22 protein-coding genes are annotated in these 21,706 nt (G+C 72.9%); 8 read left to right on the plus strand and 14 right to left on the minus strand.

What is annotated here, in order from left to right; translation table 11 throughout:
- The first annotated feature begins 149 nt into the window (after positions 1-149).
- Positions 150-485: a hypothetical protein gene (locus ACFYW1_RS15460; protein ID WP_388991850.1), complete on the plus strand. Its 336-nt coding sequence runs from the start codon at positions 150-152 to the stop codon at positions 483-485.
- Here ACFYW1_RS15460 and ACFYW1_RS15465 read toward each other — a convergent pair.
- On the minus strand, positions 436-912 hold the full coding sequence (locus ACFYW1_RS15465) for a DUF2809 domain-containing protein (RefSeq protein WP_388991853.1): 477 nt from the start codon (positions 910-912) through the stop codon (positions 436-438). The genes ACFYW1_RS15460 and ACFYW1_RS15465 overlap by 50 nt on opposite strands.
- Before the next feature lie 249 nt (positions 913-1,161).
- Between ACFYW1_RS15465 and ACFYW1_RS15470 the strand changes: the two genes are divergently transcribed.
- A complete protein-coding gene (locus tag ACFYW1_RS15470; protein WP_388992140.1) occupies positions 1,162-2,145 on the plus strand; it encodes a GlxA family transcriptional regulator in 984 nt (327 codons plus the stop codon).
- 16 nt (positions 2,146-2,161) lie between these two features.
- Here the strand turns inward: ACFYW1_RS15470 and ACFYW1_RS15475 are convergent, their stop codons facing one another.
- The 3 genes from ACFYW1_RS15475 to ACFYW1_RS15485 all read right to left on the minus strand — a co-directional run bounded on the left by ACFYW1_RS15475 (position 2,162) and on the right by ACFYW1_RS15485 (position 5,443).
- Positions 2,162-3,211: a Zn-dependent alcohol dehydrogenase gene (locus ACFYW1_RS15475; protein WP_388991856.1), complete on the minus strand. Its 1,050-nt coding sequence runs from the start codon at positions 3,209-3,211 to the stop codon at positions 2,162-2,164.
- On the minus strand, positions 3,208-4,404 hold the full coding sequence (locus ACFYW1_RS15480) for an acyl-CoA dehydrogenase family protein (protein ID WP_388991859.1): 1,197 nt from the start codon (positions 4,402-4,404) through the stop codon (positions 3,208-3,210). The genes ACFYW1_RS15475 and ACFYW1_RS15480 overlap by 4 nt, the downstream gene beginning before the upstream one ends.
- Positions 4,405-4,528: 124 nt before the next feature.
- Positions 4,529-5,443 (minus strand): SDR family oxidoreductase, encoded by a 915-nt coding sequence (locus tag ACFYW1_RS15485; protein ID WP_388991862.1) that lies wholly within the window; start codon positions 5,441-5,443, stop codon positions 4,529-4,531.
- An 83-nt stretch (positions 5,444-5,526) separates the two neighbouring features.
- On the opposite strand from ACFYW1_RS15485, the gene ACFYW1_RS15490 reads away from it, so the two are divergent.
- Positions 5,527-6,453, plus strand: a complete 927-nt coding sequence (locus ACFYW1_RS15490) for a cyclase family protein (RefSeq protein ID WP_388991865.1) — start codon at positions 5,527-5,529, stop codon at positions 6,451-6,453.
- A 187-nt stretch (positions 6,454-6,640) separates the two neighbouring features.
- Here ACFYW1_RS15490 and ACFYW1_RS15495 read toward each other — a convergent pair whose 3' ends face one another.
- From ACFYW1_RS15495 to ACFYW1_RS15510, 4 genes are all read right to left on the minus strand, one after another.
- Positions 6,641-7,231, minus strand: a complete 591-nt coding sequence (locus tag ACFYW1_RS15495) for an ATP-binding protein (protein WP_388991868.1) — start codon at positions 7,229-7,231, stop codon at positions 6,641-6,643.
- A 507-nt stretch (positions 7,232-7,738) separates the two neighbouring features.
- On the minus strand, positions 7,739-8,677 hold the full coding sequence (locus ACFYW1_RS15500) for an acyl-CoA dehydrogenase family protein (protein ID WP_388991871.1): 939 nt from the start codon (positions 8,675-8,677) through the stop codon (positions 7,739-7,741).
- A gap of 6 nt (positions 8,678-8,683) precedes the next feature.
- A complete protein-coding gene (locus tag ACFYW1_RS15505; RefSeq protein ID WP_388991874.1) occupies positions 8,684-9,835 on the minus strand; it encodes an acyl-CoA dehydrogenase family protein in 1,152 nt (383 codons plus the stop codon).
- A gap of 6 nt (positions 9,836-9,841) precedes the next feature.
- Entirely contained in the window at positions 9,842-11,035 is a 1,194-nt protein-coding gene (locus tag ACFYW1_RS15510; protein ID WP_388991877.1) for an amidohydrolase family protein, read from the minus strand.
- 147 nt (positions 11,036-11,182) lie between these two features.
- On the opposite strand from ACFYW1_RS15510, the gene ACFYW1_RS15515 reads away from it, so the two are divergent.
- Both ACFYW1_RS15515 and ACFYW1_RS15520 read left to right on the plus strand, forming a co-directional pair.
- A complete protein-coding gene (locus ACFYW1_RS15515; RefSeq protein ID WP_388991881.1) occupies positions 11,183-12,721 on the plus strand; it encodes a class I adenylate-forming enzyme family protein in 1,539 nt (512 codons plus the stop codon).
- 68 nt (positions 12,722-12,789) lie between these two features.
- Positions 12,790-13,035, plus strand: coding sequence for a DUF2283 domain-containing protein (locus ACFYW1_RS15520; RefSeq protein WP_388991884.1), 246 nt, complete (start codon positions 12,790-12,792; stop codon positions 13,033-13,035).
- A 35-nt stretch (positions 13,036-13,070) separates the two neighbouring features.
- Here the strand turns inward: ACFYW1_RS15520 and ACFYW1_RS15525 are convergent, their stop codons facing one another.
- Both ACFYW1_RS15525 and ACFYW1_RS15530 read right to left on the minus strand, forming a co-directional pair.
- Positions 13,071-13,592 carry an EF-hand domain-containing protein gene (locus ACFYW1_RS15525; RefSeq protein WP_388991887.1) on the minus strand — a complete coding sequence of 174 codons (522 nt, stop codon included), beginning with the start codon at positions 13,590-13,592 and terminating at the stop codon, positions 13,071-13,073.
- Between the two features lie 132 nt (positions 13,593-13,724).
- Entirely contained in the window at positions 13,725-14,093 is a 369-nt protein-coding gene (locus ACFYW1_RS15530) for an STAS domain-containing protein (protein ID WP_388992143.1), read from the minus strand.
- Between the two features lie 368 nt (positions 14,094-14,461).
- Between ACFYW1_RS15530 and ACFYW1_RS15535 the strand changes: the two genes are divergently transcribed.
- Both ACFYW1_RS15535 and ACFYW1_RS15540 read left to right on the plus strand, forming a co-directional pair.
- Complete coding sequence (locus tag ACFYW1_RS15535) at positions 14,462-15,040, plus strand: RNA polymerase sigma factor (RefSeq protein ID WP_388991890.1); 579 nt, start codon at positions 14,462-14,464, stop codon at positions 15,038-15,040.
- Positions 15,037-16,395, plus strand: coding sequence for a zf-HC2 domain-containing protein (locus tag ACFYW1_RS15540; protein WP_388991893.1), 1,359 nt, complete (start codon positions 15,037-15,039; stop codon positions 16,393-16,395). Before ACFYW1_RS15535 ends, ACFYW1_RS15540 begins: the two co-directional genes overlap by 4 nt.
- Before the next feature lie 133 nt (positions 16,396-16,528).
- On the opposite strand, the gene ACFYW1_RS15545 is transcribed toward ACFYW1_RS15540, so the two are convergent.
- The 3 genes from ACFYW1_RS15545 to ACFYW1_RS15555 form a co-directional block, all read right to left on the minus strand.
- Positions 16,529-16,906, minus strand: coding sequence for a nuclear transport factor 2 family protein (locus ACFYW1_RS15545; protein WP_388991896.1), 378 nt, complete (start codon positions 16,904-16,906; stop codon positions 16,529-16,531).
- A gap of 137 nt (positions 16,907-17,043) precedes the next feature.
- On the minus strand, positions 17,044-17,922 hold the full coding sequence (purU, locus tag ACFYW1_RS15550; protein ID WP_388991899.1) for a formyltetrahydrofolate deformylase: 879 nt from the start codon (positions 17,920-17,922) through the stop codon (positions 17,044-17,046).
- Positions 17,923-17,950: 28 nt separating this feature from the next.
- Positions 17,951-18,397, minus strand: coding sequence for a hypothetical protein (locus ACFYW1_RS15555; RefSeq protein ID WP_148837315.1), 447 nt, complete (start codon positions 18,395-18,397; stop codon positions 17,951-17,953).
- A gap of 174 nt (positions 18,398-18,571) precedes the next feature.
- On the opposite strand from ACFYW1_RS15555, the gene ACFYW1_RS15560 reads away from it, so the two are divergent.
- Positions 18,572-19,849, plus strand: a complete 1,278-nt coding sequence (locus ACFYW1_RS15560; RefSeq protein ID WP_388991902.1) for an ABC transporter substrate-binding protein — start codon at positions 18,572-18,574, stop codon at positions 19,847-19,849.
- Positions 19,850-19,925: 76 nt separating this feature from the next.
- Here ACFYW1_RS15560 and ACFYW1_RS15565 read toward each other — a convergent pair whose 3' ends face one another.
- Positions 19,926-21,494 carry a hypothetical protein gene (locus tag ACFYW1_RS15565; RefSeq protein ID WP_388991905.1) on the minus strand — a complete coding sequence of 523 codons (1,569 nt, stop codon included), beginning with the start codon at positions 21,492-21,494 and terminating at the stop codon, positions 19,926-19,928.
- Between the last annotated feature and the right edge of the window lie 212 nt (positions 21,495-21,706).

Raw genomic sequence — 21,706 nt, forward strand, 5'->3', positions numbered from 1 at the left:
GTGGCCGGAGGGACACGGTTCGCAGGAATCGGGCCACGGGGGCCGTCGCCTCCCCGGCCGGAGGAGCGGGGCCGGGTGCGCGTACGATCGCCAGTCGGCCGACGGGCCGGGCCCGCCGGCCCCGTCGCGCGCCGGTCCGGGGGGATTCCATGCAGTGGGCGGCACGTCAGCACTTCCACCACCGCTCCGCGCTGATGCAGGTCTGGGGCGCCGTACTGCTGCTCATCGCCTGCGTTCTGTGGGTCTGGCTGGGCTGCCTGCTGGCGGACCCGGAGGACACGTACTACTACGGGGGCACGGCGGTGTACAAGGTGGAGAGCGGCGTACCGAAGCAGCTGACCCTTCTGGGGATCTCCGTGCCCCTGTCCGTCCTCGGTACGGGGCTGCTGGTCGCCGGCGGTGTGCGCAGGCAGACCAGCGCCCACGTCTTCGAGGTCATCGAGATGCAGAAGTCCGAGGAGCGCAGCCGGGAGAAGGGGAAGTAGCCAGGGCCGCCACCGCCCCGGCGAGCCCCGCCCCCACCGCGTACCAGAACAGGTCGGGCGCGTTGAAGGTCGAGCCGAGCACCAGCCGTGCCACCGCGCCGTGGCGGGCGAGGTCCGCCGGTATCCCGGTCAGTTGCAGCAGCTCCACCGCCCAGCTGAACACCAGCCCCGCCCCGGCCACGACGACCGGGCGCGCGCCGGGCGCGAGCACGGCGACCAGGGCGCAGATCAGTACGGTGTAGAGCGCGTCCCCGGCGTACTTGGCGAAGTCGCCGTTCGCGAACGCCCTGACCCCGAGCCCGGCGAGGAGGGTCAGCACCGCGCCCCCGGCCGCGACCGCGCGGGCGCGCCAGGTCGCACGTGCCCGCCGGTCCGGGCGTGCGCACCGAGCCGTACGGGACTCCCCCGTCACCGTTTCCTCGCCCATCTCCCCGCTCCCCTTCCGTCCCACCTGCCGCAGCGTGCCCCCGGCAGACCTCGGCGCCCATGTTTCCGGGTCCGCCCCCGGGGACGGGCCGGGGGTGCGACGAGGACGTACGGGGGCGCCGGGCCGGGAATGCGCGGGGGCGTCCCCGGCCTTGTCCTCCTCGTGCGACGACGCACGACGGCTTGTGGTCTATACCAAGTAGGTCTATACCAGCTAGGACGAGGTGAAGGGAGTCCGCCCATGCCGCCCATGCCGCACCGGATCGCCGTCCTGGCCCTCGACGGGCTGCTCCCCTTCGAGCTGGGCATCCCGCAGAGGATCTTCGGCCGCTCGTTCGGCACCGAAGCGCACGACAAGGGCCGCCGCCTGTACGAGGTGGTGACCTGCTCCGTCCGCGCGCCGGGCCCGATCCGTACCGACGCGGACTTCACGATCACCGTCGAGCACGGCCCGGAGGCCCTGGCCACCGCCGACACGGTCGTGATCCCCGCCAGTTACGAACTCGGCCCCGTCCACACGGAGGGCCGGCTCACCGACGAGCTCGCCGCCGCCTTCGCCCACGTCCGGCCGGGCACCCGGATGGTCTCCATCTGCACGGGCAGCTACGTGCTGGCCGCCGCCGGGTACCTCGACGGGCGGCCCGCCACCACCCACTGGTGGCACGCCGACCACTTCCAGCGGCTCTTCCCGAAGGTCCGGGTCGATCCGGACGTCCTGTTCATCGACGACGGGGACGTCCTGACCTCCGCCGGGGTCGCCGCCGGGATCGACCTCTGCCTGCACATCGTGCGCCGCGACCACGGCGCCGCCGTCGCCAACGACGTCGCCCGGCGCACGGTCGTGCCCCCGCACCGGGACGGCGGGCAGGCCCAGTACATCCAGCGCCCCGTGCCCGACCCCCAGTTCTCGACCACCATCACCGCGCGCACCTGGGCGCTCGGGCGGCTGGAGCGGCCGATCATGCTGCGCGACATGGCGCAGCAGGAGTCGATGAGCGTGCGGACGTTCACCCGCCGGTTCCGGGAGGAGGTCGGGGTCAGCCCCGTGCAGTGGCTGACCCGGCAGCGGGTCGAACGGGCCCGGCAGCTGCTGGAGTCGACGGACCTGTCGATCGACCAGGTGGCGAGGGACGCGGGCTTCGGCACGTCCACGTCACTGCGCCAGCACCTCCAGGCGGCGCTGGGGGTCTCCCCGACGGTGTACCGGCGCACGTTCCGGGCCGGGCAGGCGTGAGGGCCCCCGCAGGCGGTCAGAACACCAGCACTCCCCGGGCCACCCGGCCGTGGCGCGCGTCGTCCGCCGCCCCGGCGAAGTCCTCCACCGGGTAGGTGCGGGTGACCAGTTCGTCCAGGAGCAGCCGGCCCTCCCGGTACAGGTCCGCGTAGAGCGCGATGTCCCGCTGCGGGCGCGAGGAGCCGTACCGGCAGCCCAGGATCGACTTGTCCAGGTACATCGACGAGACGAGGAACGACGCCTCGGCCGTCGCGGCCGGGACGCCCAGCAGGACCGCCTGGCCGTGCCGGTCCAGCAGATCGACGGCGGCCCGGATCAGTTCCGTGCGGCCGACGCACTCGAAGGCGTGGTCGGCGCCGTGGGGCAGGATCTCCCGCACCCCGTCGGCCGAGGTCAGGAAGTGGGTGGCGCCGAACCGCCGGGCCGTCTCCGCCTTCTCCGGGTTGCTGTCCACGGCGACGATCGTCAGCGCGCCCGCGAGCCGGGCGCCCTGGATCACGTTGAGCCCGATGCCGCCGGTGCCGATCACCACGACCGTGTCGCCGCGGTCCACCTTCGCCCGGTTCAGCACGGCACCGACCCCCGTCAGCACCCCGCAGCCGATCAGGGCCGCGGAGGTCAGCGGCAGCTCCTTCGGGATCTTCACCGCCTGCACGGCCCGGACCAGGGTCCGTTCGGCGAAGGCCGAGTTGGAGGCGAACTGGTACAGCGGCTTCCCCTGCCGGGAGAACGGCTGCCCCGGCATCCCGATCGCCTTGCGGCACATGGTCGGCCGGCCCCGGTCGCACTGGGCGCAGGCCCCGCAGTTGGCGAGCGTGGACAGCGAGACGTGGTCGCCGGGCGCCACGTGGGAGACGCCCGCGCCGACCGCCTCGACCACGCCCGCGCCCTCGTGCCCGAGCACCACCGGCGCCGGGAACGGGATCGTCCCGTCGATCACGGACAGGTCGCTGTGGCACAGTCCGGCCGCGGCCACCGCCACCAGCACCTCGCCGGGGCCCGGTCCGCGTATCTCCAGGTCGTCGACGACCTCGGTCCGGATGCCGTCGAAGACGACGCCTCTCATCCCGTCTCCCTCGGTAGGCCGAGCACCCGCTCGGCGATGATGTTCCGCTGGATCTCGTCCGAGCCGCCGTAGATGGTGTCGGACCGGCTGAACAGGAACAGCCGCTGTGCCTCGTCGAGTTCGTACGGGGCCTTCGCCGACCAGTCGGCCGGACTGACGGCGCCCGCCGCGCCCCTGACCGCCACGGCCAGTTCGCCCAGGCGCTTGTGCCAGCCGCCCCACAGCAGCTTCGCCACGCTGGGCGCGCCGGCGCCGGCCGCGGCGCCCAGGGTGCACAGGGCGTTCCAGCGCATGGTCCTGAGCTCCGCCCACTGGCGGACGAGGCGTTCGCGCAGCACCGGGTCGGTGACGGCGCCGGTGGTCACGGCGGCCCGCACCACCCGGTCGAGCTCGGCGGCGAACCCGATCTGCTGGACGAGCGTGGAGACGCCGCGCTCCAGGGCGAGCAGCCCCATGGCGACCCGCCAGCCGTTGCCCTCGCCGCCGACGCACTCCTCGGCCCGCGCCCCGTCGAAGAAGACCTCGTTGAACTCGCTGGTCCCGGACATCTGCCGGATCGGGCGCACCTCGATCCGGCCCGGCTGGTCCATCGGCACGAGCAGGAACGACAGTCCGTGGTGGCGCCGCGAGCCGGGCTCGGTACGGGCCAGCACGAAGCACCAGTCGGCCTCCCGCGCCAGCGACGTCCAGACCTTCTGCCCGGTGACGCGGTGGCCGCCGGCGGCACCGTCGGGCACCGCGACGGTCCGCACCGCGGCGAGGTCCGAGCCGGCTTCCGGTTCGCTGTATCCCTGGCACCAGAGCTGCTCGCCGCGGGCGACGGCGGGCAGGAAGCGGCGCCGCTGCTCCGGGCTGCCGTGCGCGATCAGGGTCGGGGCGAGGAGGTTCTCGCCGATGTGGCCCACCCGGGCGGGGGCGGCGGCGCGGGCGTACTCCTCGGCCCAGACGACCTGCTGGGTGAGGGTGGCGTGCCGGTTGCCGTGGCCGGTGGCGCGGTCGTCCCAGCCGAGGCCGATCCAGCCGGCCCGGCCCAGCTCGCGCTCCCAGGCCCGGCGGACCGCGAAGCCCTGGTGCTCGCTGCCGGGGCCGCCGGTGCCGGCCGCCGCCGCGTACTCGCCGACCAGGTGCGCCGCCAGCCAGCCGCGGGCCTCCTCGCGGAACGCGGTGTCGTCGGGGCCGAAGTCGAAGTCCACGGTGCCTCCCTGCTGTTGCCGCCGTTTCCGCCGGTGCCGGTTCCGGTGCCACGACCGCTGTTGTCGCCGCTGCCGTTCCCGCCGGTACCGCTGCCGCTGCCGCCCTTGTCCAAGAAGCGGGCCGTCAGGCGTTCGGCCTCGTCCCGGCCTTCGCCGCGGCGGCCATCTCCTCCAGCCGCGCCAGCATCGGCATCGGGTCCGTGCCCACCGTCCCCGGCAGGAAGTCCGCGATCCGTTCCGGGGTCCACGCCCCCTCCACGTACCCCGCCCGCAGCTCCCTCGGCTGGGCCCAGACCGCGATCTTCGGGCCCGCGACCGTGTACACCTGGCCGGTGATGCCCTCCTTGCGGGCCCGGTCGCCGAGCAGGTAGACGACGAACGCGGCCACGTCCTCCGGTTCGCCGATCTCCTTGAGCTCCATGGGCACGCCGGCGGACATCCGGGTCCGGGCGACCGGGGCCACGGCGTTGGCCGTGACGCCGTACTTGTGCAGGCCCAGCGCCGCGCTGCGCACCAGCGAGATGATCCCGCCCTTCGCGGCGCTGTAGTTCGCCTGGGCGACGCTGCCCTGGTGGTTGCCGCTGGTGAAGCCGATCAGCGTGCCGCCGCCCTCCTGCTTCCGCATCACCGCCGAGGCGGCCCGGAAGACGGTGAAGGTGCCCTTGAGGTGGGTGGCGACCACCGGGTCCCACTCCTCCTCCGACATGTTGAACAGCATCCGCTCCCGCAGGATGCCGGCCACGCACACGACCCCGTCGACGCGCCCGTACCGGGTGAGCGCCGTGTCCACGACCCGCTGCCCGCCCGCCATCGTGGAGATGTCGTCGGCCACGGCCACCGCCTCGCCGCCCGCCGCCACGATCTCCTCGACGACGGACTCGGCGACCTCGCTGCTCGGCTCGCCGCCCCCGACGGCCACCCCGTAGTCGTTGACGACGACCCGGGCCCCCTCGGCCGCCGCCGCGAGCGCGACGGCCCGCCCGATGCCGCGCCCGGCCCCCGTCACGGCGACCACCTTGCCTGCCAAGAAGTTCCCCACGCCCGGCCCCTTCCCGCGGTTTCTGACGGACCGTTAGATTTTATGGGCCATCAGGTCCACGAGCACAAGCCCCGGGAGGCACCGTGTCACTGCCGGCCGAGTTCCACGAGATCGCCGAGCGGGTCAACAACTGGGGCCGCTGGGGCGCCGACGACGAGATCGGGACGCTCAACCTGATCACCGACGCCGTCGTGCGCGAGGCGGCCGCCACCGTGCGCAGCGGGCTGCGCGTCCCGCTCGCCCTCCCCCTCGGGCAGGACGGCGTGCAGAGCGGACTGGTCCCCGGCCGGATCAACCCGGTGCACACCATGGTCCAGATCAACCAGGAGCTCTTCGGCCCCGGCACCGTCGCCACCAGCGACGACATGGCGGTCCTGAGCCTGCAGACGGCCACCCACTGGGACGCCCTGACCCACGCCTCGCACTCGGGGAGGATCTACAACGGCCGCCCGGCCGACACCATCACCGCGCACGAGGGCGCCCGGTTCGGCGGGATCGACAAGGTGCCGCACGTCGTCTCGCGCGGGGTGCTGCTCGACGTGGCCCGCGCGCACGGCACGGACCGGCTGCCCGGCGGCCACGCCGTCACCCCCGAGGACCTGGAGGCGGCGGAGGAACTGGCGGGCGTCCGGGTCCGGGCGGGCGACATCGTGCTCGTACGGACCGGGCAGATGCGGGTCCTCCTGGCGGGCGACCGGAACGCGTACGCCCACCCGTCGCCCGGCCTCTCGGTCCGTACCCCCGAGTGGTTCCGCGCGCGCGACGTCGCGGCCGTCGCCAACGACACCCTGACCTTCGAGATCTTCCCGCCGGAGATCGACGACCTGTGGCTGGGGGTGCACGCGCTGGACCTGGTCGAGATGGGCATGATCCAGGGCCAGAACTGGAACCTGGAGGAGCTGTCCACGGCCTGTGCGCAGGAGCGGCGGTACGCCTTCCTGCTCTCCGCGATGCCGGAACCGTTCACGGGCGCGACCGGCACCCCGGTCGCACCCGTCGCCGTCCTCTGAACGGCACCGGCTCCCGCCGGGCAGCACGTGCCCCTGACCGGGGGCACGGGCCTTTCCGCAGGCCGGGGCCGCGGCCGGGCGCAGCCGTGCGCCGCAGTCGCCGCGGCCACCGCGGGCCGGGCCCCCGCAGCGGCGTCCGCCGTTCGACGCCGGCGCACGGACCCGCTCCGGGAGACTGCTTTAACCTTTATGCACCTCGGGTGAGGGGGCGCGAGGGCTGATACGCGGCGCGGTCCCCACCGCCCGCCTCCTGCCCCCCGTGCGCGCTCCGCGTGCCGTGGACGCCCGGTGCGTCATGGCCGCCCGGCACGTCCCGGAATCCCGGGCCCCCGGGCGCGACCGGTCCGGTCCGGTGCGCCGGTACGACCTGGATCACCGGCGCGCCGCGGTCCACCTCGCACCAGATGCGCTTGCCCGCGCCCTCCGGCTGCCAGCCCCAGCGGTCGGCGAGGCCGTCGACCAGCTCCAGGCCCCGGCCGTTGGTGTCCTCGCCCTCGGCGTGCCGCTGCTGCGGGGGGCGGCAGCTGGCGTCGGCCACCTCGACCCGCACGGTCCCGGAGCCGCCCGCCGAGCCGAACAGCATGCGCAGCACGGCCGGGCACCCGGTATGGACCACCGCGTTGGTGACCAGCTCCGAGATCAGCAGGATGAGCGTCTCCGCCAGCGGCTCGTCGTCCCGTATCCCGGACCCGATCAGCCTCGACCGCGCCCATCTACGGGCCCGCCCGACCTCCGCGGGATCCGGCCCGACTTCCAGCTGAACCTGAAGCACCTGCACCGCTCACACCATCCGAACCGGCGGACACATCGCCTCGCGCCTCCTCGGGGTCACGGAACGTGACTCCCCTACGAGACAGCATGGTTGACGTACAGTCACCGCAACAAGCGCTTCGGGCATATTCCAGCGCGAAGGAGTACGCGTGGTGCATACTGTGCGACGCACATTGCGGGGGGTCGAACAAAAGCCCGGGCGGGGTGCCGGAATCGTCTTCCGGGCAGGCCCCGAGCCTCTGTGCGAAATACGAGCAGCGCACCGGAGCCGGACCGGGGCCGCCGCACGGCCCACCACCGGATCGCCCGATTCCAGTTGCTGTCGCATCAAACGGAGCGTACCCGAGCCCGGCACCGACTCCGTCCCGTGACGAATCATGGAGGGGACACGCATCCGGGCCCGCGCCCGCCGACTGCGCTGCGTGACTCCGCAGCGTGAAGCTCGCACCCCGGCCTGCCGGGCGCGGGTGACCCGCCGCAGCCCGCGCCGGGACCGCGCGGCAACCGCCCGGACTCAGCGCAGATCCGCCGCGAGCACCTCCTCGGCCGCCTCCGCCGTCATCCACCGCCCGGCCCGCAGCCAGGCCCGTTTGAGGTGGAGATGGACGTCGGACTCCCAGGTGAAGCCCATGCCGCCGTGCACCTGGAGACAGTCGCGGGCGTTGCGGACCGCGGCCTCGTCGGCGAGCAGCTTGGCGCCCGCGATCTCCACCGGGTCCGCCGTCACGGCCGCCGCGTACACGGCGGAGCGGGCGAGTTCGGCTCGGACCAGCATCTCCGCGCACAGGTGTTTGACCGCCTGGAAGGACCCGATCGGTGAACCGAACTGCTCGCGCGCACCGGCGTGTTGAACGGCCATGTCGGTGGTGCGGACGGCACTCCCGAGTTGTTCGGCAGCAGTCAGGAGCGCCCCCTCCGCCCGTAACCGCCCCCCGTCCGACACCTGTTCCCCCGTCTCAGGAGGATTCGTCACCCGCCACAACGGGGTGAACGGATCGAGCGACCGTACGGGAACGGCGGATTCCCGCACCCGGCCGGCGTCCCGCAGCACTCCCGCCCCCTCGCTCCCCAGTACGAGCAGCGCGTCGGCCCCGTCCAGATGTGCCACCGGCAGGCCCGGTTCCCGCACCGTCACCACCGCCTCGCCCTCCGCCGCGCCCTTCACCGCGCCGGCCGCGAGCTGGGTGGCGATCAGGGGCCCCGGCAGCAGCGCGGCCCCCGCCTCCTCGAAGAGGAGGACCGATTCCGGCAGCCCGAGCCCGACGCCCCCCTCCGCCTCCGGCAGCCGCAGCGCGAAGAACCCGGCCCGCGCGAGATCCCGCCACAGCGTCCGGTCGAGTCCCGCACCGGCGTCGAGGGCGGCCCGCATCCGGTCCCTGCCGAAGCGTCCGGCGAGCAGTTCCCGCACCCCCGCCCGCAGGGCCCGCTGGTCGTCCGAGAGCTGGAAGTCCATGCCGCGTCAGCGCCCCTTCGGCAGGCCGAGCAGCCGCTCGGCGACGATGTTCCGCTGGATCTGCGAGGTGCCCGCGGCGATGGTGTACGAGAGCGAGGACAGCCGGTCCAGGACCCACTCCCGGTCCAGGTCCGCGCCGTCCGCGCCGAGCACCTCGGCGGCCGCCTCGTACAGCTCCTGGCGGGCCTGCGAGTAGCGCAGCTTGAAGACGGAGCCGCCGGTGCCCACGACGCCGCCCCGCCCGGCCTCGCTCACGTTCCACTGGGTGAGCCGCCACAGCGCCCGGAACTCCGCGTTCAGCCGGCCCAGCCGACGGCGCAGCACCGGGTCGTCCCAGCGGCCGTTGGCCCGTGCTTCGCCGGCCAGGGCGGACAGGGTGCGGCGGCAGGCGACGACCTCGCCGACGAACGCCGTGCCGCGCTCGAAGGAGAGCGTGACCATGGTGACCCGCCAGCCGTCGTTCTCCGCGCCGACCCGGTGGGCGACCGGCACCCGGACCTCGTCGAGGAACACCTCGGCGAACTCGGTGGAGCCGGCGAGGGTGCGCAGCGGGCGGACGGTGACCCCGGGGGCGTCCATCCGCATCGCGAGCCAGGTGATGCCCCGGTGCCTGGGCGCCGCCGGGTCCGTGCGCACCAGGAGTTCGCACCAGTCGGCGACCTCGGCGTGCGAGGTCCAGATCTTGCTGCCGCTCACCACGTAGTGGTCGCCGTCGCGCACCGCCCTGGTGCGCAGCGCGGCGAGGTCAGAACCGGCGTCGGGCTCGCTGAACCCCTGGCACCAGATCTCGTCGCCGCGCAGCACCGGGGGCAGCCAGCGGGCCCGCTGCTCCGCGGTGCCCTCGGCGGCGATCGTCGGTCCGGCGTGCAGCAGCCCGACGAAGTTCGCGCCGACGTACGGGGCCCCGGCCCGCTCCGTCTCCTCCAGGAAGATCAGGTGCTGGGTCGGGGTGGCGCCCCGGCCGCCCGCGTCGACGGGCCAGTGCAGACCGGCGTACCCGGCGTCGTACAGCATCCGCTGCCAGGCGGTGTCGTACGCGCGGCGTCCGGGCCAGTCGTCGGGGCGGGGCGCCGCCGGCAGCGCGGGGAGCACGGCGGCCAGCCACGCGCGCAGCCGCGCCCGGAACTCCTCCTCCTGCGGCGTGTACGAGAGGTCCATGCCCGCCTACTTGTCCAGGTCCAGATCGAGCATCCGGATCGCGTTGCCGCGCATCAGCTTGTAGACGGTCTCGTCGTCCAGGCCGTCGACGTGGTCCAGGGCGACCTGCTTGGTGTGCGGGAAGGTCGAGTCGACGTGCGGGTAGTCGGTCTCGAAGGTGGCGTTGTCGCGTCCGACCACGTCGAGCGAGGCGACGCCGTGCTTGTCGCGGAAGAAGCAGCAGAAGATCTGCCGGTAGTAGTACGTGGACGGCGGCTCGGGGATCAGGTCGCGCACCCCGCCCCACGCCCGGTGCTCCTCCCAGACGTCGTCGGCGCGTTCCAGGGCGTACGGGATCCAGCCCATCTGGCCCTCGCTGTAGGCGAGCTTGAGCCGGGGGAAGCGCACCAGGACGCCGCTGAACAGGAAGTCCATCATCGAGGCCATGGCGTTGTTGAAGGAGAGGCTGGCCTGCACGGCGGGCGGGGCGTCCGGGGAGGCGGCGGGCATCTGCGAGCTGGACCCGATGTGCATGTTGACGACCGTGCCGGTCTCCTCGCAGGCGGCGAAGAAGGGGTCCCAGTAACCGGTGTGGATCGAGGGCAGCCCGAGGTGGGTGGGGATCTCGGAGAAGGTCACCGCCCGCACCCCGCGCGCCGCGTTGCGCCGGATCTCGGCGACGGCCAGGCCGATGTCCCAGAGCGGGATGATGCAGAGCGGGATGAGCCGGCCGCCGCTGTCGCCGCACCACTCCTCGACCATCCAGTCGTTGTAGGCGCGCACGCAGGCGAGTGCCACTTCCTTGTCCCGGGCCTCGGCGAAGGTCTGGCCGCAGAAGCGCGGGAAGGTCGGGAAGCAGAGGCTGGCCTCGACGTGGTTGAGGTCCATGTCCTTCAGCCGCTCGGCCGGGTCCCAGCAGCCGGGGCGCATCTCCGCCCGGGTGATGCCCTCCAGCGTCATGTCGTCGCGGTCGAAGCCGACGGCGGCGATGTTGCGCTTGTACGGGAACTTCAGGTCCTCGTAGATCCACCAGTCGGTGGGCGGCCCGTCCGGGTCCATCGTGATGACGTACTTGCCGCCGGTGTAGGCCAGCTCGCCGATGCCCGCGGTGAGCGGCTGCGGACCGCGCTCGCGGTACTTGGCGGGCAGCCAGGTCGAGAAGAGGTGCGGCGGCTCGATCACGTGGTCGTCGACGCTGACGATCCGAGGCAGTTCGGTCATGGTGTCCCCTTCGGCGAACGCATTTCTGATGACCCGTCAGATCGATGTCGCACTCAGGCTAGCCCCGCACCCCTGGACCGACAAGGCGCGGCGCTCTACGCTCTCCGCACGATCTGACTACCCGTCAGCATTCGAGAGGGGTCGGCCGTGACCGAGACCGCACACGCCCTGAGCACGTCGGGCACCTTCTGGGAACTCGTCGAACGCCGGGCCGCCCTGACCCCGGACCGCACCTTCCTGATCCAGGGCGACCGCACACTGACCTTCGGCGAGCTGCGCGAGCGCGGCGAACGGGTCGCGGCCGGTCTCCACGGCCTGGGCGTGCGCCCCGGCAGCGTGGTGGCCTGGCAGCTGCCGACCCGGATCGAGACGGTGCTGCTGTCCTTCGCGCTGACCCGGATCGGGGCGGTGCAGTCCCCGGTCATCCCCTTCTACCGGGACCGCGAGGTGGGGTTCGCGCTGCGCGAGTCGAAGGCGGAGTTCTTCGCCGTACCGGGCACCTGGCGCGGCTTCGACCACACGGCGATGGCCGGCCGGCTGGCGGCGGGGGGAGGGCCGGTGGTGTTCGAGGCGTACGACGCGCTGCCGGACGGCGATCCCGCCGTGCTCCCGCCGCCGCCCGACGACGGCACGGCGGTGCGCTGGATCTACTGGACCTCGGGCACCACCTCCGACCCGAAGGGCGTGCTGCACACCGACCGCAGCCTGATCGCGGGCGGCTCCTGCCTGGCCCACGCGCTGCGGCTGGCGCCGGACGACGTCGGCTCGATGGCCTTCCCGTTCGCCCACGTCGCCGGGCCGGACTACTCGGTGATGCTCCTGCTGTACGGGTTCCCCGCGGTGCTGTTCGAGCACTTCGCCATGCCGGACGCCCTGACGGAGTACCGGCGGCACGGGGTGACGGTCGCGGGCGGGTCCACCGCGTTCTACTCGATGTTCCTGACCGAGCAGCGCAAGGACCCGGCCGTGAGGCCCGTCCCCACCCTGCGGCTGCTGGCGGGCGGCGGCGCCCCCAAGCCACCGGAGATCTACCACGCGGCGGTGCGCGAGATGGGCGTCCAGCTCACCCACGGCTACGGCATGACCGAGGTCCCCATGATCACGATGGGCGACCCCGAGGACACGGCGGAACACCTCGCGGAGACGGAGGGCCGCCCGCCGGCCGGCATGGAGATCCGGATCACCGACGAGCACGGCACCCCGCTGCCGCCCGGCACCGACGGCGAGGTGCGGCTGCGCGGGGAGGCCGTCTGCCGGGGCTACCTGGACCCGGAGGCGTCCGCCGCGGCGTTCGACGCGGAGGGCTTCCTGATCACCGGCGACGTCGGCCACCTCCGGGAGAGCGGCCACCTGGTGCTCACCGGCCGGCTGAAGGACATCATCATCCGCAAGGGCGAGAACATCTCCGCCAAGGAGATAGAGGACCTGCTGCACCAGCACCCCGCCGTCGGCGACGCCGCGGTGATCGGCCTCCCCGACCCGGCCCGCGGCGAACTCGTCTGCGCGGTGGTCGAACAGCCCCCCGGCACCCCGCCGCTGACCCTGCCCGAACTCACCGAGCACCTGCGGGCGGCCGGCCTCGCCGTGCACAAACTGCCCGAACGGCTGGAGGTGGTGGCGGAACTGCCGCGCAACGAGACCCTGCGCAAGGTACTGAAGTACCGCCTGCGGGAACGGTTCGCCTGAGAGCCGACGGCACGGGCGGGAACGGTGCCATCATCTGCGACGGACGACAGCAAGGGAGCCCGACCGCCGTGGCAGATCTCGGAGTCACCTACGACAGCACCGCGAACGCGGCGTACGTGTACCTCACCGAACCGCACACCCCCGTGCGGTCGGCGCACATGTACGCCTGCGATCCGGTCGACGTCGACGGCATGATCAACCTCGACTTCGACGAAGAGGGCCGCCTCCTCGGCATCGAGGTGCTGGCGGCCCGCTCGAAGCTGCCCGAGTACCTGCTCCGGTCCGCGGAACGGCTGGACCCCGGGAACGGGTGAGGGGGCCGGCCCCCTCACCCGGAAGGACGAAGGTCCTACGCGTCCGGGGCGATCACCGTGAAGTACGCGGCGAAGGCCGCCACCGCGTCCTGCTCCGCGATCCGGCCGTCCCCGTCCGTGTCCAGGCCCCGGGCCGCGAGTTCCGCCGTGCCGTCGTCCGCGCCCAGCACCGCGAGCGCCCGTTCCACGGCGGGCACGGACGCGGAGCCCGCGCCCTCCCCGTCCGCCACGGCGATCGCGGCGCGCAGGAACGGGCGGGCGATCTCCGCGAAGCGCTCCGGGTTGTCGCGCAGCCGCTTCACGGCCCCGCCCACGAACTCCTCGCGGGTGACCCGCTGGTCCCCGTCCACGTCGGCGATGCCCGCCATGCCCTGCCAGAACGCCTCGGCCCCCGTGTAGAGCGCCTGGCCCTTGTCGCAGCGGGCCGTCGTGCCGAACTCGGCGAGCAGCCGGGCCGCGGCGGCGTTGAAATCGGCGCGATCGATGTACCCGTTGCCGTCCTGGTCGAAGGCGGCGAAGCGGTGAGCGATCTTGCGCTCGTACTCTGCGCTGTCCATGCGTGGAGCGTACGGGGTCGGCGGGCGTCACATGTCACCCGCGCGCCCCGTGGTTGTCACGACCCGGTCATCGAACACGGCCGCCGGGCCGGGGAGCACCCGGCCGGAACCCGGGCCGAGAACGGTCGGGGCTCAGGCCGAGAGCGGTCGGGCCCGGCCGTCGACGGCGGCGTCCCGGTCGGGGTAGATGTCGAAGAGCCGGCGCACGCCCAGCGCGGCGAGCACCCGGTTGAGGTGGGAGCCCTCCTCCGCGCCCCGGTCCGGCAGGATCAGCCGCAGCCGGCCGCCGCAGGAACGCATCAGCCGGCGGGAGGCGATCAGCACGCCGACGCCGCTGGAGTCGCAGAACAGGACCTCGGAGAGGTCGAGCACCACGTCGTGGCGGCCGACGGCGACCGCGTCGTGGACGGACTGCCGCACGGCTGGCGACGACACCAGGTCCAGTTCGCCGCGCACCCGCAGCACGGTCCATCCGTGCCGCTCGGTCCCGACGACCTCCAGCGGCTCCCGGGGGTGCTCCTGGGCGGGCCGGACTGCGTGGGCGGCCACCGACGACGGGCGGTTTCCGGTGGGGCGGGGACTCCTCACGTGACGGGGCCTCTCGTTCCGGGGAATTCCGACGATCCGGAAGTTTCCGTTCCTTGTCGCGCGTGCCCCGGTCGTACGCCGATGAAACACCGGGGCGCGTCACGGGGCGCAACCGCGTCCAAACAGAAATGATCGTTTCGGGTCGGGTTCCGGCACCGCCGGGCGACGCATTCCCTATCATCCCGGGCCGCTTCAGGGGCGTACTTGCCGCAAAAAGACGTGCCCGATCGGCGTGTCCGACTACATTCGGTGTGACGAGGGGAACAGGGCTGGGAGTTCGCATGGCGAAAAACGCACCACCCCGCTGGGACCGCAAGATGCAGCAGCGGCTGGCACGCGGTGAGGCGGCGGCCCTCGGCGAGCTCTACGACCGGTTCGCCTCGCTCGTGCACAGCCAGGCCCACCGGATGCTCGACGACGAGACCGCCGCCGACCTGGTGACCCGCGAAGTCTTCGGCTACGTCTGGGAGAACCCGGACGCGTACGACCCGAAGCAGGGCTCGATGCGCTCCTGGGTGGCCCGGCTCACGCACCGCCAGTCCGTGCGGCGGCTGCGCGAGGAGGCCGATCTCCAGGACGGCACGGACGAGGAGATCGAGAAGGAGTTGGAGGAGCGGGTGCGCCTGGCCACGGCCGCGGCCCGCGCCGACTACATCGTCTCCTCCATGCCCGCCCCGCTGCGGGCCGCGCTGGAGCTCGCGTACATACAGCGCAGGGACTACCGCCAGACCGCGTCCGACCTCGGAGTCAGCGAGGACGAGGCCCGCCGCCGGCTGCGGCTCGGACTGCAGTTGCTCTCCACCGCCCGTGCCCGTCCGCTGGAGGGGATGTCGCCGCCCGGATACGGACAGCCCCTGTGAACGGTGACGACCTCGGCGGCCATGCGGGCGACCGTGACCGCGACCGCGACGACGAGGTGCGGAACGCCCGGCGCATACCGGCACCGCGGGGCGCCGCGGACGACTTCGACCTCGACACCGTTCTCCCGCCGTCGGCCGTCCCCGGGGCCGCGCGGCCGACACCCCCACCGACGACACCGGAACCGGAAACCACTGTGGCACCACCGGACCGATCGGACCCGCCCGCCCCGGTGCCGACGCTTTCGCACCAGGTCCTCAAGGCCCTCCTCGGCGCCTGGGCCCTGACCGCCTGCTCCGCCGAGGAGACCGATGCCGTCGAGGCGCACCTGACCGAGTGCGCCGCCTGCGCGGACGAGGCCCTGCGGCTGCGCGACGCGGTCGGCCTGCTGCACACCGACCGCAGCCTGGACCTCGACCCGACCCTGCGCAACCGGGTGATCGACTCCTGTCTGACCCGCCGCCCGCCCGGCATCCCGGTGCCGGACTGGGCCACCCCGTACGACGCGGAGACCGCACGGCTGGACGCGCTGCTCCGCGACATCGGCGACTCGGAGTGGCACGCCCCGGTGCGCCTGAAGTGGTTCGAGGACGAGCAGCGGGCCCGGCGCCGGACGACGGTCGCGAGCGTCATCGGCCACCTCATGACCGTCGACGGGCTGGTCGCCGCCGCCCTCGGCCTCGACGTCCCCCTCGGCGACGGCAGCACGGGCCGGGGCGACGACTGGCCGCTGTCGCCCACCCCTCGCACGGAGAAGTACTGGTCCGCCACCCGGACGCCGCCCACCCGCGCCGTCCGCGAACCGTGGCGCGCCCAGAGCCACGCCCTCATCCGCACGGTGTCCTTCGCCGGTCGCGGGGTATCCGAACTGTCCGTCTCGTACGGGGACTTCGCCCTGCCGATGCACGACGCCCTGCTGGACCGGGCCTTCGAGTGCTGGGTGCACGGCGGCGACATCGCGGACGCGGTGGACTATCCGTACGAGGCGCCGTCCGCCGCCCACCTCAACCGGATGATCGACCTGGCGGCCCGGCTGATCCCGGCCGCGCTCGCCGGGCGGCGCAGGTCCGGGCTGGCCGGACCGGCCCGCCATCTGGTGACGGCCGGTTCGCCGGGCCGTTCGCTGCATCTGGAGATCGAGGGCTCGGGCGGTGGTGACTGGTACATCCCGCTGGACTCCCCGGCCGCGCTCGGCTCGCCCGAGCACACGGTGGCGCAGGTCGCGCTGGACGGGGTGGAGTTCTGCCAGCTGGTCGCCGGACACGTGCCGCCGGTGGACGCGGCGGCCGGACAGCAGGGGGACCGCGAGGCGATCCGCGACGTGCTGTTCGCCGCGGCCTCGCTGAGCCGGCTGTGACACCGGGCCCGTGACCGGCCGGCCGGTCACGGGCCCGGTCGGTCGCGGTCCCGGGTGATGGTGCTGTGACCGCGCGGGTTCGCCGGGCCGGTGGTCGTGACGGCTGGATGCGCGGTGACGTCCGCAGGACGGCTCAGGAGGCGGACTGTTCGATCTCCCCCACGAAGACGATGATCTGGTCGATGAGGCTCCGCCGCAGATGGACGACGTCCGTTCCCGCCAGGCGGGGGCCTCCGTCCGGCGTGGTGAAGACCCACTGGTACCGGGCCCATTCGCCGGGCATGTCCACCGCTGAACAGCGCACCATCGTGCCGGCCCCCGCCGGATGGCGCCGGATTTCCAGCACGAACTGCTCGACCTCGGCGATTCCTTCGCTGCGGCCCAACGGCCCCCAGAAGACCACGTCCGAGGTCAGGGCCTGGGAGAGCAGGGCAGTCACATAACTGTCGTCCGGGGCGTTGAACGCGGAAATGAACGTGTCGATCGCGGAACGTGCCGTCTCTTCCTCCATGCCCCAGTAATACCAGCCGTGGCACGTGCGCTCGTCCCGTGAGCCGCCTTCCGATCACGGTGGACCATCCCGGGCGAAGCCGGGAGCTCGGGGAAGCGCCGGGCGTTCCCGGCCGGACGGGACTTTCGGGACACGCCCTACGAGAAGATCACCGTGCGTCGGCCGTTGAGCAGGATGCGGCGCTCCGCGTGCCACTTCACCGCCCGTGCCAGCGCCTGGCACTCCACGTCGCGCCCGATGGCGACCAGCTGGTCCGGCGTGACGCCGTGGTCCACCCGCTCGACCTCCTGCTCGATGATCGGGCCCTCGTCGAGGTCGGCGGTCACGTAGTGCGCCGTGGCGCCGATCAGCTTCACCCCGCGGGCGTGCGCCTGGTGGTACGGCTTCGCGCCCTTGAAGCTCGGCAGGAAGGAGTGGTGGATGTTGATGATCCGGCCGCTCAGCTGCTTGCAGAGGTCGTCCGAGAGCACCTGCATGTAGCGGGCGAGGACGACCAGCTCGACGTCCTCCTCGCGGACCAGCTCCAGCAGCTGCGCCTCCGCGGCGGCCTTGGTCTCCCTGGTGACCGGGATGTGCCGGAAGGGGATGTCGTACGAGGCGACGAGTTCGGCGAAGTCGGTGTGGTTGGAGACGACGGCCGCGATGTCGATCGGCAGCGCGCCGATCCGGGACCGGAACAGCAGGTCGTTGAGGCAGTGCCCGAACCTGCTGACCATCAGCACGACCCGCATCCGCTCCGAGGCGCGGTGGATCTGCCACTCCATCCGGAAGGAGTCGCCGATCGCCGCGAAGCTCGCCCGCAGCTTCTCCACGGTCACCGGGGCCTCCGCCGAGAAGTGGACGCGCATGAAGAACAGGCCCGTGTCGTGGTCGCCGAACTGCTGGCTGTCCTCGATGTTGCAGCCGGTCATGAAGAGATAGCTCGACACGGCGTGCACGATGCCCTGCTTGTCGGGGCAGGAGAGGGTGAGGACGTACTGGTCCGCAGCGGTGTCGGCAGGCTTGGGCTCGGTCATTCCCGTAGCGTGCCACATCGGCCCGGCATCAGGCCGATCTGGTCAGAATGCGGAGCACGTCCAGGGAACGCGGGGGCGTGTCGGGGTCCTCGCCGTCGTTCCCGGCGAGCAGCACATGGGCCTCGCGGGCGGCCCGTACCGCCTCCGGCCAGCCGTGGTGCTCCATGTACGCCGAGACCGGGGCGTCCGCTCCGACCTGGTGCATGATGCGCAGCACCCGGAGCACGGCGACGTCGACGAGGGCGGCCTCGCCGGCGTCGCGGAATATCGTCCCGACGTACTTCTCGGCGGACCAGTTGTCCAGCCAGGTGTCCTCGACCAGGCGGTACACGGCGTCGGTGACGTCGCCGTACCCCTCCCGGCCGGCCAGCCAGCACTCGTGGTGGAAGACGGGGTCGGAGAGCATGTGCAGCGCCGAGCGCACGTTGCTGCGCCAGCGCCACCAAGGCATGTCATTCAGCGGCATGCCGCCCATGGTGGAGGAGCGACGGCCGCGACGTGAAGTGTTCTCCGAACCTTGCTGCACGGTCATCGATCGTACGTTCCCTTTTCCCCCTCCCACGCGGACCCCCGCAATTCACCCGGACGTCACCGAGCGTTGACCGGGGCACACTGCGGCGTTACCCCGCGGCGGGAATTGTTCGTATCCATGACCGGACGGCGACGCCCCACCTCCCCCCGCCCCTACAAGTTCTTCACGAGTACGGCGGCGGTCGGGGCGTTGCTGGTCACCGGCTGCGGCGTACTCCCTGGGGCCACGGGGGGCTCCAGGGAGCCCGTCACCGTCATGACCTGGGCGCCGTCCGGGGGCGGGGCGGGCGCGCTCGACATGGCGGGCGTCACCGCCATGGCCCGTACCTACGCCGACTGGGCCAACGAGAACGGCGGGCTGGACGGTCACGAGCTGCGCGTCCTCACCTGTGACGAGAAGGACACCTCGATCGGCGCGGCCAACTGCGCCCGGAAGGCCATCGAGGAGAAGGCCGTGGCGGTGGTCGGCTCGTACAGCCGGCACGGGACGGCCTTCATGGCGCCGCTGGAGACCGCCCAGATCCCCTACATCGGCGGTTACGGCGCCTCCGACGAGGAGTTCAGCAGCTACAACTCGTACCCCGTCAACGGCGGCCAGTCGGCCCTGCTCGCGGGCAACGCGCGTCAGCTGGGCCGCGCCTGCGAGCGGGTGGCCGTGGTGCGCCCCGACACTCTGGCCGGCGACGGCCAGGCGTGGCTGCTCAGGACCGGACTCACCGAGAGCGGCCGGTCCGTGCCCGCCGACGTCAAGGCGCTGGAGTCGGCCACCTCCTACGACGGGGCCGCCGGCTCGGCGCTCCGGGCGGCGGGGGAGTCCGGCGGCTGCGTCACGGCCGTGCTCGGGAAGAGCACGGAGACCTTCTTCGACTCCTTCCGGCGGCTGGAGCCGTCGTACGGGAAGGTCCGGATCTCCTCCGTGCTCGGCAGCGTCGACCAGCCGCTGATCGACAGCACCGGCGGCCGGAACAGCCCGTTCGAGGGGGCCTACGTCACCGGCTGGTACCCGGATTCGGGCGACGACCGCTGGGACGGGATGCGGAAGGTGATCCGCGAGCACGCCTTCGGCGACAACCGGATCGACCCGGACGACACGGGCGTCCAGACCACGTGGATCGCGTACACGGTGCTGAACGAGATCGTGAAGGCGGCCGACACCTCGAAGATCACCTCCTGGAAGCTCTCCTCCACCCTCGACCGGGGCACCCCGGTGGGGACCGGCGGCCTCACCCCGGCGCTGCGCTGGAACCTGGAGGACATGCTGGGCTCGTCCGCGTACCCGCGGATCGTCAACACCAAGGTGACGTTCCAGGTGGTGCGCGACGGGCGGCTCGTCGCGGACGAGCAGGGCTTCGTGGACGTCGCGAAGACGCTGTCGGACGCGAGCGCCAGGAACTGACCTCCGGGCGGGGCGTCCCCCGGCGGGCGGGGCGGACCGTCCTGGCCCGCCCCGTCCGCTCCGTCGGAGCCGCGGCTCAGAGCTGTGTCGCCGTCCGCCGGGTCAGCCCGTACTTCGACGCGATCGAGTTCCACAGCCCGGCCGCCTGCTGCTTGGCCCGGCTCGCCTCGCCGCTCTGCGCGGTGGCCTTCTGCGTCTCGGCCGTCGTGCGCGCCTTCCCGTGCTTGCACACCTTCTTGCCGTTCTTGGCCTGCGCGGCCCACGCGGCGTAGTGGTCGTCGGCGGAGGCGGACGCCTGCCACGCCTTGGTGAGGGAGGCGGTCAGCTGGGCGTTGTTCGGCAGCTTGTCGACGCTCAGCCCCTGGAGCCGGGTCACCAGGTCGCGGCGCTGCTTGGCGGCGCCCTTGAGATCGGTCACGGCCTGGTCCAGGTCCGTGCAGTTCTTGGTCTTCTCCACCGCCCCGATGACCGCGGCACGGCTGTTGTTGCTGTCGGCCAGCAGCTTGTCGAGCGCCTCGGCCTGCGGCTTCGCCGGATCGGCCTCGGCCGTGGGCGAGGAGGACTGCTGGACGGCGGGCGTGCTCGCCGAGCCGACCGGCTCCTTGCTCTCGTCGCCCTTGTCGTCGCCCCCGCTCAACAGCGCGCCCGCGCCGAGGCCGACGACGGCGCAACCGGCCACGACCGCCGCGATGAGCGTGACGTGCGCCCGCCTCTTGCGCGGCTGCGGCTCGTACGGGTCCTCGTTCACGGGCCGGTACGGAGGCTGCCGGTCCCCCGCGTGCTGGTGGGGCTGATGCTGCGGAGGCTGCTGCGGGTGGCCCGGCATGGGCATCTGCTGGGTGGAGCCGGCCGGTTCGTCGCTGCGGAACAGGTTGTCGAACTCGGCGGGCGGCTGCCGGTCGCCCGGGGCGCCGGGCCGGATGCCGTACGGGGTGCCCCCGGGCACGGGCGGGATGTACTGGGTCGCCTCGGCGTCGGCACCGTGGCCGGGCTGCTGTTGCTGGTACTGCTGCTGGGACTGCTGCGGCGGCATCCCGCGGCCGAGGAAGTGGGTGGACTCCGCGGGGCTCTCCGGCGGCGGCCCGCCCGGGGCGGGCCCGGCGGGAACCGGCGCGATGTACTGCGTGGCCGCCTCGTCCCCGCCCGGAGCACCACCGGGCACGGCCTCCGGCGGCAGCGGCTGCGCGAACGGCTGCGGCGGCTGCTGCTGGGACTGCACGGGCGGCTGGGGCTGCGGGGCCTGGACGTGCGGCGGCTGGGCGTGCTGCGGAGCCTGGGACCGGGCCTGGGGCATCTGCCCGTACTGCTGCGGCTGCTGCGCGGGCGGCTGCTGTCCGTACCCCGGGGCCGGCTGCTGCCCCGCTCCGTACTGCGCCTGCCCGTACGCCCCCTGCCCCTGGCCGTGCGCCTGCTGCTGAGGCTGCTGATGGGGCTGGGGCTGGTAGGGCTGCTGGGACGAGGCGTCCGGGTGCGCCGCCTGCGGCCCCCAGGGCTGCCCCCACGGCTGACCGCCCGCCGGGGCCGCCTGGTCCGTCGGCCCCCCTGGTATCCAGGGCTCTCCGCCGCCCGCGGGCAGCACGACACCTTCGTGCGCGGGCCGTACAGCAGGGAGCTGCTGCTCGTCACCCTGTCCGCTCTGCGTCACCGGGACTCCTACGTGTGAACCTACGGAATCGTCGGCTCACGCTATCGGGTGGCTGCCGCCGTTCGCCAAGCGCGTGAGGTCACTCACCACCCCTTCACAGGAGGTGTAACACCCGGCGCCCTTAAGACGCAGTTAAGGGAGCGGATCCGTATTCCCTGGTCACACCCCCGATCGCGGGCCCCGTACCGGCTCCCCGCCCGGAGCCCGTACCG

Origin of the sequence: Streptomyces sp. NPDC002669, assembly GCF_042889165.1 — a bacterium.
Lineage (GTDB): Bacteria > Actinomycetota > Actinomycetes > Streptomycetales > Streptomycetaceae > Streptomyces.